The sequence below is a fragment of the Acinetobacter sp. YH12097 genome (assembly GCF_013419225.1).
GTDB lineage: Bacteria > Pseudomonadota > Gammaproteobacteria > Pseudomonadales > Moraxellaceae > Acinetobacter > Acinetobacter amyesii.
Window position 1 is genome coordinate 1 of sequence record NZ_VPAN01000024.1, and the last position, 12,256, is coordinate 12,256.

A 12,256-nucleotide genomic window follows, 5' to 3' on the forward strand; every position below is an offset into this window, starting at 1 on the left:
ACTTCATGTACAACCATCATTTTAAAGGCGAAGCTATAATCACGTTGTGTGCGTTTAACTCGTTGTTCTTGTGCATGTTCCATAAAATAAGTCTCTTAAGGTGTAAACTTATTTCAGGACGGGACAACATGGTAAGCAAAAAAGCCTCGACGTTTGTCGAGGCTTTTTTATAGATTAAATACAGAAAGCGCTGAGTCTGTGGTGGAAAATCTCGCGAACTGCGATGGAGTGGAGTATCATATTCAACGTTTTTTAAGATTAACTTTAATTAAGGTTGCGCATGAAATTACTGGCATTGGAAACTGCCAATGAGCAGTGTTCCGTCTCGATTGTAGATGAAACTCAAGAGCTTTATTTTCAACTCGATTTACGGGCAAAAGCGCAGACGCAAACCATTCTCCCAATGATTGAGCAAGGGCTTAATCAAACTGCTATTGAGTTAGCGAATTTAACTACGATTGCCTTTAGTCGTGGGCCTGGCTCATTTAGTGGTGTTCGTATTAATGCAGCGGTAACACAAGCCTTGGCATGGGCCAATGATATACCTGTTGTTCCAGTATCGACTTTGCAAGCTTTGGCTCAAGCGGCACATCGTTTATATGGTTTGACCCAAGTAACGGCAGTCCTTGATGCACGCATGCAAGAAGTGTATATCGCTAGCTATCAACTCGATGCCAATGGCATTATGCAGGCTGTAGATGAAGAACAACTATTAAGCTACGCCGATGCCACACCGCAGATCAAATTTACCGTCGTGGGTTCTGGTAGTGAGCTCATTCAATCAGAACAAACACAATACAAAGACTTAAGTGCAACAGCACAAGATATTGCTACTATTGCCCGCGAAGCGGCGCAAAGAAAAGCATGGGTGAGTGCTGAACTTGCATTGCCCGTTTATTTACGAGATAACGCCTGGAAGAAAATTTCAGAACAAGGCAAGCCATAATTAGGGTTATATATGGATCTTCTACTGCTGCTCAAAGCGGCAATCATGGGTATTGTTGAAGGTATTACCGAATTTTTACCGATTTCAAGTACAGGGCATTTAATTCTGGCTTCAGAATTAATGAACTTTTGGACCAAAGAAAAAAGTGATGTTTTCGTGATCGCAATTCAAATGGGTGCGATTGCGGCGGTGATTTATGAATACTGGGGCCGCCTGTGGGGCGCAGCAACCGGTATGGTGACTGGTGAAGAAAAAGGTCGCCGTTTAGGTTTTGGCTTAATTCTCGCTTCGATTCCAATCGTGTTGATTGGTTTGACGTTTGGTCAGACGGTGAAAGAGCTGCTGTTCAATAACATTGCGATTGCTATGGGGTTGATTATCGGTGGTTTGATCATTATTTGGATCGAAAAAAATCCACCGCAAGTGCGTGCCAAAGAAGTAGAAGATTTAACCATTAAAGATGCGATTTGGATTGGTTTAATTCAAGTTTTATCTTTAATTCCAGGGACTTCACGTTCAGGTGCGACCATTATTGGTGCCATGTTCTTGGGTGTTTCTCGTAAAGCAGCTACTGAGTTTTCATTCTTTTTGGGTATTCCTGTTATTGTCGGTGCAGGTTTGCTGGATTTATATCAAAGCTATGATGTATTTCAAGGCACTCAAGATTGGACTGTGATTGCAGTCGGTTTGATTGTTTCGTTTGTCTCGGCATTACTTTTGATTCGTGCGCTTGTTGCTTATGTGGCAAAACGTGATTTCATGATTTTTGCATGGTATCGAATTGTTTCGGGTTTATTGATTTTGTTGTTCGCATTTACAGGCTGGAAATTATGGTAAGCGAAATCCGCTTATACACAGAACAAGAGTTTCATGAGAAAGCACAGCAGTATTCTGCTGTGCTTTCTTCACGTGGCGTATCTGTAAATATTGAATTGATTGAAAAATTAAACGCGCGTTTTTTACGTTTAAACCCTGAACTCAGTTTGTGTGTCGATGCAGATGGTTTGTGGTTGGCGGCCAATGGCATGAAGATGCAACCCGATTGGAAAGCAGAAGTTGGGCGTTTAAAGCGAGCATCCTTAAAGTCTGAGATGATTGCACGTGCGTGTAATTTGGCTGAAAAACCACAACTTGTGGATGCAACCGCAGGGCTAGGGCACGACAGTTTATTGATGGCCCATTTGGGTGCCCATGTGACCCTTGTGGAACGTCATCCGATTTTATTTACCCTATTGGAAGACTCACATCAACGTGCACAGCAAGATGCATTTTTAAGTTCGGTTGTAGCTCGAATTGAATTGGTCTTTTCAGATTCGGCAGACTTTTTGAAACATTTGTCGACGACCAATCAAATCTTTGACGTGGTTTATCTCGATCCGATGTTTCCACAGCGAGATCAAAACCAGCAAGCTGTTAAAAAACAAGCTCAGGTCAAAAAACAAATGCAATTGTTACATTTGCTGTTACCTGAAGATGGTGAAATGGATTTAGGTGATAATTTACTGGATTTAGCACAAAAAATTGCTAAACGTGTCGTGGTTAAACGTCCACGATTGGCGGTTTTTTTGGCGAATCAAGAGCCGCAACATCAGTGGCAAGGTGATGCTTGTCGCTTTGATGCATATTTCCAACATGATCTTGTGACTTAAAATGATATTTGCTTCAATATTGTTCAAAGATTTGTTATATAGTTAAAAAATAGCATTGCTAAAAACGACATCAGGCATAAAATTATTTGTGCAATTAAGCGAGCCAAGGCCACCATCAGAACTCTATGATTGATTTCAAACCCTCCATCAATTTTTGGCATGATTTTAAAAGCAACCAAACTGCGGGGATGTGGTTATTTTTGGGGTCTCGTCGTTCTTTACAAATCGTTCGACCATCGATTTTACAATTGGTGTTTTGGGGGATTTTAGGTGGTTGTGCCAACAGTTTATTTAGTTGGCTCAGCACGGGGCGTATTGGCGAATTTAATGCCCAAGGTCTCATTAGCTACGCATTGTGGCCATTTATTGCTTTAATCGTGGGGATTTTTCTGTCACAACGTGTGAATAATCCACGGTTAATGTTGGTCCCAGCATTACTTTGGTTGGTGCTTGATACGCACATCATGTTGTTTCAATGTTTGATTCAATATATGGGAGATCTCGATTTTCTCCCATACTTCCTATATGACTACATTCCAACGTTATTCATTATTCTATTTGTTTGGCAAAGTCTGGCTGTCGTTTGGGTATTTTCACGTGAGCTGAAATGGCCATGGTGGGAGCGAGCACTGATTATGGGTGCGACGCTATTTACTTTGGTCGTGTGGCAAGTCTCAGTCAAAGATCAGCCGATTTGGAAAGTGGAAGAAGTTCCACCAAGCTTTGCTGAAGATGCCTTCTATGCACAAAGCCGTTTGCTCAATAAATCTTTAGACGCAGTGGAATATGGTGAATTTGCTCAATCCCATTGGTACTTCTTAGGGGTGGCGGGTGCGAGTTATCAAGATGTCTTTAAACTGGAAATTGAACGGATTAAAGAACAGTTTGATACACGTTTTGGCACCTATGGGCGTTCGGTTGAACTTATCAATAACCCTGCAACACGCACTGAAATTCCGCTGGCATCTAAAACCAGTATGGAGTTGGCGCTGCGTCGTATCGGTCAGCAGATGAACCGAGAAAGTGATGTCTTATTTTTATATATGACCTCACATGGTTTACCGAATGTCTTTGAAATGGAAAATGCACCTTTGGATTTGGCGCAAGTCGATCCTAAATGGTTAAAAGAAGCCTTGGATGCATCCGGAATTCGTTGGCGTGTAATTGTGATTTCTTCATGTTATTCAGGCAGTTTTATTCCAGCGCTACAAAATGATAATACTTTAATCATTACTGCATCGGCAGCAGATCGTCAGTCTTTTGGCTGTTCGAATGAAGCTGAATACACCTATTTTGGCCGTGCGTTCTTTGATCAGGCGATGCGTGAGCAGACCAGTATTCAAGCGGCATTTAATGAAACCAAAGCGACTGTAGCGAAATGGGAAGCAGCGCAAGGTTTCGAACCTTCTGAACCGCAGTGGTCGATGGGGAAAAACATGGCATTAATGTTGCCTCAATTAGAACAACGATTGTTCCCGCCGACGACTACTTCACCGGCTACGACGGTTACGCCTTAAAAGATTAAAAAAGTTTAGGATAAAGATCATGGAATTAGTACAACGAAATACTTGTTTTGCTGGTGAGCAGCGCATTTATCAATTGGATTCTTCAAGTCTAAAAACCGCGACAAAGTTTGGTATTTTTCTGCCAGAAGTAGCCTTACAAAGCCAAGCGTGTCCTGCATTGTTTTATTTGGCGGGATTAACCTGTACGGAAGAAACCTTTGCCATTAAAGCGCATGCTCAGCGTTTAGCTGCGCAGCTTGGCCTGATTTTAATCAGCCCTGATACTTCTCCACGTGGGGAACAGGTAGCACAAGGTGATCATTGGGATATTGGGCAAGGCGCAGGCTTTTATATTAATGCAACGGAACAACCGTGGGCCGAGCATTATCAAATGGAACGTTTTCTTACTGAAGAATTGTATTCGCTGGTACAGGCTGAATTTCCGGTACAAAAAGGTGCGATTGGCATATTCGGACATAGTATGGGCGGTCATGGGGCATTAACTTTAGCGTTGAAGCATCCTGACCTGTTTAAATCGGTTTCTGCTTTTGCACCGATTTGTGCGCCGAGTCAGTGTCCATGGGGCGAAAAAGCCTTTAATCAATATCTAGGTTCAGACCGACAGCAGTGGCTTCAGCACGATGCTACAGCTTTAGTGAAATCTAAAGGGGCTTTGTTTAAAGCCATTTTGATTGACCAAGGTATTGATGATCAATTTTATAGCCAGTTAAATCCGATGTTGTTTAAGCAAGCGTGTGAGCAAGTTGGGCAGCCACTCGAACTGCGTGAACATGTTGGCTATGATCATGGTTATTATTTTATTCAAAGTTTTATGGATGATCATTTGCAATTTCACGCTGTCCAATTGCAAACAGCGGTTCATTAATTCTAAAGCCAGTGTTTAAAAAATATTGAGGCACAGCTTACTTTGATATACGTATAAATAAGGCATGGTGATGAGCATTGCCATGCAAATGAATAAATTCGACATACCAAAAAAAATAATTTAGGGTACTTATGCAAAATTCACAATTGGAAACGCCGCTTCCGCCAGAGCTGCCCGTGATGAATCCACCGAGTCTATTTGGTGAGACAGAACAGGCTGATGTTTTGGGGCGAAATTATCATTTTAGGTTTAAAGGTAATGCGTCTGAATATTTCGGTATTTGGATCGTGAATATCTTACTGACGATTGTCACGCTTGGACTTTATGCGCCTTGGGCAAAGGTCCGCCGTTTACGTTACTTTTACGGTAATACTTGGGTATTTCAGCGTCGTTTTGACTTTACCGGTTTGCCTACAAAAATTTTAGTTGGACGAATCATTGCGTTAGTGGTCTATGGTGGTTTCTCTTTTGCTGCAAAATATTCTTGGGAAGCTTTCTTAGCGGGCTTTGTCCTGATCTTCTTTGCGGTTCCTTGGCTCATTCGATCTACGATTCGTTTCCGTGCTCGCAACAGTAAGTTTAGTAATAGCCGATTCTTTTTTTCAGGGACAAATAAAAGCGCATATTGGTGCTTTGTTAAATGTCTTGCGGTGGTTGTCTTTACCCTTGGATTGTTTACACCAGTTGCGGTCTGGCTATATAAACGTGAATGTCTGAATCATTTGTATCTGGGGCAGTTGAAATTTAATCTGAATAATACGTGGGGCGATTATATGCGCGCCATGTATGTGCCTTTATTTCTGTTTATGGGCTTTGGTGCATTGCTGGCAGTAATCTTTGCAATACTGTTTGGTAGTTCAGATGGTTTAAATGACGCATCTTATGTCTTCATTATTTTTGGTATGTATTTGATTGGCTACATGTTTATTTGGCCACTCACCGCTGCACGTATTTTTATTACCACTTGGAATAACACCACGTTGAGTCGCAGTCAGTTTCATACGGACTGTAATCAATGGCGCTATGCATGGATTGTCTTGAGCAATTGGTTGGCTAAAGTGATTAGCCTCGGTTTACTGACACCATGGGCAGTTGTACGACTATATAAATATCAGACTGAATCTTTGCACTTAATGTTGGTCGATGATCCAGACCAATTACAAAATCAAATGCAGCAAGATCACAATGCGATTGCTGAAGAATTATCCGATATTTTTGACCTAGATATTTCCTTATAACGCAGGTGAATTACATGAAAACATCAGTAGTGAATGCAACCTATTATGATGGGAAAGTGTCAAAACCCTTTGTTGCTCAAATTAGCGCAGATGGGGAACATGCTGTGATTGTGCGTTATGGTCAAGACCTAGAACAAACGCAGCATTACACCTATCAAGATATGACGCTGATTGGTGCTTTAGGGGATATTCAGCCAGTGATCGAGTTAAAGGACGATGCTCGTTTAGAGTTTAATCAGCCTTTGCCAGAGTGGTTTAATCTCGATGTAAAGTCGCGTTGGCATTCGATTTGGAAGTTAGAGCGTTCACCCTCCTTAATCATTTTTAGTGTGATTTTCGTGGTGGCGTTTGCTTTTGTATTGATTAAATGGGGCATACCTGCGGCGTCGCATGTGGTGGCTAATCAACTTCCTGAGACAGCTTTAAAGAGTTGGGGGGATCAGGCGGAAAAATATATTATCGATATGACTGAACCCACAAAATTGCCACAAGCACGGCAAGACAAACTGAAACAAGAATATCAACAATTGGTGGCTGAAAATCGACCTGCGAAGTTGTTATTCCGTGGTGGTGGTAGCATCGGTGCAAATGCATTGGCGATACCCAATAACACCATTATCGTGACAGATGAGTTGGTTAAATTAGCGAAAAATGATTATGAACTCATAGGTGTGCTTGCCCACGAGCAGGGGCATTTAGTTCAACGCCATAGTTTGCAGCAAAGTTTGTCAGGTTTAGGCATCAGTATTATTTTGTTGATGATTACAGGGGATGGCTCAGATATTCTCACCAGTTTACCGGTTGCTGCGGTAGGTGCGAGTTACTCACGAGACTTTGAATCTGAAGCAGATTTATACGCCCTAAAACAACTTTCAAAACATCAAATTCCAACGGCACATTTTGCAAACTTCTTACAACGTATGGAAGATGAAGCTGACGGTGAAATAGCAAAAGAGAAAGGTGCAAAGGATGAAACTGCCAAAGATCAGAGATCTTGGACAGATTTCTTTGAGTCACATCCAGCGACGAAAGCCCGTATTGATGCAGTTAGAAATTATCAATCACTTCAGCATTGAGTGAAAGGCTTTGACAATATGGCGACGTAGACTACGGTTCGCGTTGCCATGTTGCACTGAGTTCTTCTTGTCCCATGCGGATCAAATGATCTAGTACAACATGTTCCAATTGATCTAGATTTGCATTTGGATCTTGAGCCGAAATCACGACATCTAAAAATGCAGCTTGTGGTAGAAGGCTGACCTCTGCAGACGGTAGCTGAATCTTGAATGCAGTATTTTCTCCAATGAGCTGTTCATTGACTTCAAATTTATGTTTCCAATGATTGACTAAGCGCTTAGCAACACGTGCTGCTTGGGCGGTGGTGATTTGTGTTGAGCTTTTCATAGATGCAATTTTATTGTTAAGTCGTCAGTCCTTTAACTTAGCAAAGTACATAGATGCCCGTTAAGTCTAAAAATGCAACGCTGTGTTTCTACCGCAGTGGTCTTTATTCATATTAATCACTGATGTTACGCACGCAAAAAAATAATTTTGCATTTTTAAAATGATATTTAAGTCAATTCGACGGAGTCTTACATCGAGGGTTTAAATAAAGGGATTAGCCTTCGGCTGGAGGTACTCTTACGAAACGATGTTTCTCATTAGGCAAAATGAGATGCGAAGCTTCGCAAGGAAACCATCTTGCGGAGCAATGCTCCTCACCGCAAAACTCGCTCTCTAGCGTCTATTTATTTAGAGTATTGCAAAAAAAAATTTGATGAGAAGTAGTGCTGTCTCAAACAAATGCGGATGACGTTACCGCGTATCTTTCTTTTATTTGAACCAATTACGCTTCTGATATTACTGCGTAACATCAGTTCATCCTAGGTTTTTTTATTATAGAGATCTCAATCATCAGTATCGAAAAAACGACTGAGGGCGTGGGCAGCGAATAGGGGGACAATTTGCTATAATGCGTCAATCACTCCCTTTTCAAAGCTAGGTTTTTCATGTCCAAGCCATTCTTAATCGCACCTTCAATTTTGTCAGCAGACTTTGCGCGCTTAGGTGAAGAAGTTGAAAACGTTCTAGAAGCCGGTGCAGATGTTGTTCATTTCGATGTCATGGATAATCATTATGTACCGAACTTAACTTTTGGTGCGGGCGTTTGTAAGGCATTGAAAAAATACGGCATTAAGGCGCCAATTGATGTGCATCTAATGGTTTCGCCGGTAGACCGTATGATTGGTGATTTCTTGGAAGCTGGCGCAGATATCATCACTTTCCACCCAGAAGCGACTGACCACATTGACCGCTCTTTACAATTAATCAAATCTGGCGGTGCGCAAGCGGGCTTGGTGTTTAACCCTGCGACACCTCTGCATTATTTAGACTACGTTTTAGATAAAGTTGACCAAGTCTTGTTGATGAGTGTGAACCCAGGTTTTGGTGGTCAAAAGTTCATTCCAATGACCTTGGAAAAGCTGCGTCAAGCACGAAAAATTATTGATGCTTCAGGTCGTGATATTCGCTTAGAAGTGGATGGTGGTGTTACTCCAGCCAATATCCGTGACATTGCTGAAGCTGGTGCAGATATGTTTGTGGCTGGTTCAGCGATTTTTGGTAAACCTGATTATAAAGCTGTAATTGATGACATGCGTTCAGAGTTGGCAAAAGTGCATGCTCAAGAGGCTTAAGTCTTTGGGTATAAGTTATTCCTCGCTTGTGGATAACTATATGGATAACTGTATGGATATCTGTGTAGATAACTATATGGATAACTTGGATAAATTATAAACGATTGTACATCAATGGTTTAATAATTAGACGTATTAAGTATAAAAAGGACTCAATTGAGTCCTTTTTTTATGGGGAAAAGTGTTTGAAATACTGTATGTTTATTAATCTGTGGTAAATAATTAATCAGTTTAAAAAATAACTTTTATGTTTTAACTGGAAGATATGCGCTGATTTTTATGACAGCGCAATAAATTTAAAACTGTTGTGAATAACTGCACAATTAATTATGCTGTTAGCAACTATTGAGATACGCTGCGACTGGCAAAACACATCATCGATCGCACTGGATAGTGCTTTTAGATATTTCTGAATGTATCGTTCATGATGGATAAATCGGTCGAGCTGCATGTCATGTTGATACGAATGTCATGTGATTGCATTTGAATCGTAAATAATATCATCGTGGTGTTTCATTCGGATTTCAGCTGAACTGATCGCGTGATGTTTCTAAAGATGTGTTAATAGGGATATGTTGTCACATGTACATCATTGGGTTGAATTAGGGTACTAAATTGTTCAATTTTTTGCGTAAGCATCTTGCCTTTGCTTGGCTCATGGCGTTTGTCATGGGGTGGAGCAGTGTGGTCGGTGCTCAGCAAAATTTTCAACATCAACAAATGATGAACGCAAATGCCCATCAGGCATCAGTTCATGCAGCACATGCTGATCCTTCGCATTTAAATATGACAAATTGCCATCAAAATCAGCGGCAAGCTGCTCCTGAGCATGCAGTACATCATGGCAAGCAAGCAACACCTGAAGTCATTTTAACGATGGATTGTCATCAATCTTCAGATGCGACATCTGCACTGCAAGATGGTCAGGCGCATCATTCAACAACACAAAGTACAGACTGTCAGGACTGTACACTCGCACATTGCCAAATCAGTACCTCTTATGTCGATAGCGCCTTGGTCGCATTGCAGACCGTCCATGTGCATCACTATGCAGAACCTCCTCGTTTCATTTTTGCTGGACAGCATTTAAAAGGCTTTTGGCAAGAAATTTTAAGACCTCCGCAAGCTTAACCTGAGTTTTAAATACGTTTTTTCGTTATTTTATAAAGGTTAAGTCATGTCTAGTTTATATAAATCATGCCTCGTGCTCGGGGTGTGTCTGCTGTCTCCAATGTGGGCGTTTGCAGCCATTAAAGAATATCATCTGAATATTGATGAAAAGACCATCAATTTGACAGGTAAAGCGGTCAAAAAAATCAGTGTCAATGGTCAGTTTCCAGCACCTTTACTGGAGTTTGAAGAAGGCGATGATGCGGTCATCCATGTGCATAATCAGCTCAAAAAACAAAATACCTCGGTGCATTGGCATGGTCTATTGCTGCCCGGTTTAATGGATGGTGTACCCGGTTTTAATGGTTTCAATGAAATTCAGCCGGATGGCAGCTTTACTTACAAATTTAAAGTCCGTCAAAGCGGAACCTATTGGTACCACGCTCATTCCAAAGGCCAAGAACAAGACGGATTGTATGGCGCTTTGGTAATTTATCCGAAAGGTAAACAAGCACTTGCCGCACATGAACAATCGCAACGTGATTATGTGGTCATGCTGTCGGATTTTCATGAATCATCTAGCGCTGAGATTATGGCAAATCTGAAAAAGTCTGCCGAATACTATCAAAATCAGCGTGAAACAGTTTCAGATGTATGGACGCAGATTCAACGAACAGGTTTTAAAAATACGTGGCAAGACCGTTCGATGTGGAATCAGATGCGTATGCTGAAAACGGATTTGTCTGATGTCACGGGTTATACGTTTTTAGTAAACGGCAAAACACCACAGCAGAACTGGACGGGGATGTTTAAGCCCAATGAAAAAGTCAGACTTCGTTTTGTAAATGCTGCGGCCATGTCGTTTTTTGATGTGCGTATTCCTCAGCTCAAAATGACGGTGGTCAGTGCAGACGGCCAAGCGGTAAAACCGGTCAATGTCGATGAATTCCGAATTGGTGCTGCGGAAACCTACGATGTGATCGTAGAGCCTAAATCTGCGCACTATCAGATAGAGGCTGAGTCGATCGATCGGACAGGATTTGCGATAGGTACTTTACATGATGAAACGCAGCCTCAGCACTCAGGCATTCACATGCCAAAAGCTCGGCCACGCGCTTTGCTGACCATGGAAGATATGGGCCATGGTTCAATGTCGGGTATGGACCATAGCAACATGGGACATACTGCTACAGGTTCAACCCAAACTTCAGCAAGCCAGCAAGCGAATGCTCATGAGCACAGCGCGCATACTGTCAATCCATCAAATATTCAGCCGAATCAAGCACATGATCATGCTGCAATGGGGCATGACATGGACCATTCCCCAATGCCTGCGCATACTACTATGCAGCATCCAAATATGCATAAACAGAACATGTCTGATTCAGCGTATGCCAATATGGATCATAGCGTGATGGATCATTCATCTATGAACCACTCCTCAATAGATTCATCCATGAAACATGATATGCATACAGCGATGGAGCATGCACAGTCTAAAGAGGAGAAGCAGGCAGTTGAAAATTCAGCAACGGTTATGGGTTGGGCCAATGCTTCAACACCTGTTGGTGATAAGGCACTGCAATATAGTGATCTAAAAGCGTTAACGCCACAGCCTGATACACGTGAACCGACGCAAGATTTGGTCATTCATTTGGGAGGAACGATGGAACGCTATATGTGGACCATGAATGGCAAAAAATTCAGTGAAGCTGAACCACTAAAGGTGAAATATGGTGAGCGAATTCGACTGAAATTTGTCAATGACAGCATGATGGCGCATCCGATGCATTTACATGGCATGTTTATGCAATTGGAAAATGGGCAAGTGTCTTCTGAAATGCCAAATAAACATACTGTGATTGTGCCGCCAGGAAAAACAGTGACTGCTCTGTTAACGGCCAATGAATTAGGGGAATGGGCGATTCATTGTCACTTGCTGTATCACATGTCTGCAGGGATGATGAATAAACTTGTGGTCGCAAATGTCGCAGAGAATACGAAAACGGCATCTGTACCGCAAAAGGAGGTGTCTCATGCGCATCATTAAACCATGCACATATACGGTTCTAAGTTTAGCTTTGGCATCGGTCACTCAAATGACCATGGCGCAAGATGCACATCACAGCATGCCGATGTCAGCTCAACATGAGTCGCATTCCTCACTTGATTTGTCGCATCAAGAGATGCAAACAGGGATTAAATCGAGCCAGATGGAGCATACTG

General features: G+C 41.9%; 12 protein-coding genes. 11 read left to right on the forward strand and 1 reads right to left on the reverse strand.

The window, feature by feature from the left end:
• Positions 1–280 precede the first annotated feature (280 nt).
• From tsaB to FTU37_RS11035, 7 genes are all read left to right on the forward strand, one after another.
• Positions 281–946: a tRNA (adenosine(37)-N6)-threonylcarbamoyltransferase complex dimerization subunit type 1 TsaB gene (gene tsaB / locus FTU37_RS11005; RefSeq protein ID WP_180124345.1), complete on the forward strand. Its 666-nt coding sequence runs from the start codon at positions 281–283 to the stop codon at positions 944–946.
• A gap of 12 nt (positions 947–958) precedes the next feature.
• Entirely contained in the window at positions 959–1,783 is an 825-nt protein-coding gene (locus tag FTU37_RS11010) for an undecaprenyl-diphosphate phosphatase (RefSeq protein WP_180008558.1), read from the forward strand.
• Entirely contained in the window at positions 1,777–2,595 is an 819-nt protein-coding gene (locus FTU37_RS11015; RefSeq protein ID WP_218948292.1) for a class I SAM-dependent methyltransferase, read from the forward strand. The genes FTU37_RS11010 and FTU37_RS11015 overlap by 7 nt, the downstream gene beginning before the upstream one ends.
• A gap of 125 nt (positions 2,596–2,720) precedes the next feature.
• Entirely contained in the window at positions 2,721–4,112 is a 1,392-nt protein-coding gene (locus FTU37_RS11020) for a C13 family peptidase (RefSeq protein WP_180118388.1), read from the forward strand.
• A 28-nt stretch (positions 4,113–4,140) separates the two neighbouring features.
• On the forward strand, positions 4,141–4,986 hold the full coding sequence (fghA, locus tag FTU37_RS11025; protein ID WP_180124346.1) for an S-formylglutathione hydrolase: 846 nt from the start codon (positions 4,141–4,143) through the stop codon (positions 4,984–4,986).
• Between the two features lie 131 nt (positions 4,987–5,117).
• Positions 5,118–6,224: a YjgN family protein gene (locus FTU37_RS11030; protein ID WP_180049000.1), complete on the forward strand. Its 1,107-nt coding sequence runs from the start codon at positions 5,118–5,120 to the stop codon at positions 6,222–6,224.
• A 14-nt stretch (positions 6,225–6,238) separates the two neighbouring features.
• Complete coding sequence (locus FTU37_RS11035) at positions 6,239–7,300, forward strand: M48 family metallopeptidase (RefSeq protein WP_180124347.1); 1,062 nt, start codon at positions 6,239–6,241, stop codon at positions 7,298–7,300.
• Between the two features lie 31 nt (positions 7,301–7,331).
• Here FTU37_RS11035 and FTU37_RS11040 read toward each other — a convergent pair whose 3' ends face one another.
• Complete coding sequence (locus FTU37_RS11040; RefSeq protein ID WP_180110719.1) at positions 7,332–7,628, reverse strand: DUF2218 domain-containing protein; 297 nt, start codon at positions 7,626–7,628, stop codon at positions 7,332–7,334.
• Between the two features lie 605 nt (positions 7,629–8,233).
• On the opposite strand from FTU37_RS11040, the gene rpe reads away from it, so the two are divergent.
• The 4 genes from rpe to FTU37_RS11060 all read left to right on the forward strand — a co-directional run.
• The gene (rpe, locus tag FTU37_RS11045; RefSeq protein ID WP_078192356.1) at positions 8,234–8,920 is read left to right on the forward strand and encodes a ribulose-phosphate 3-epimerase; all 687 of its coding nucleotides are present in this window, start codon (positions 8,234–8,236) and stop codon (positions 8,918–8,920) included.
• 615 nt (positions 8,921–9,535) lie between these two features.
• On the forward strand, positions 9,536–10,051 hold the full coding sequence (locus tag FTU37_RS11050; protein ID WP_180124348.1) for a hypothetical protein: 516 nt from the start codon (positions 9,536–9,538) through the stop codon (positions 10,049–10,051).
• A gap of 46 nt (positions 10,052–10,097) precedes the next feature.
• Entirely contained in the window at positions 10,098–12,080 is a 1,983-nt protein-coding gene (locus FTU37_RS11055) for a multicopper oxidase domain-containing protein (RefSeq protein WP_180124349.1), read from the forward strand.
• Positions 12,067–12,256, forward strand: a 190-nt coding sequence (locus tag FTU37_RS11060; RefSeq protein WP_180124350.1) for a hypothetical protein, incomplete at its 3' end; no start/stop codon positions are given. The genes FTU37_RS11055 and FTU37_RS11060, both read left to right, overlap by 14 nt.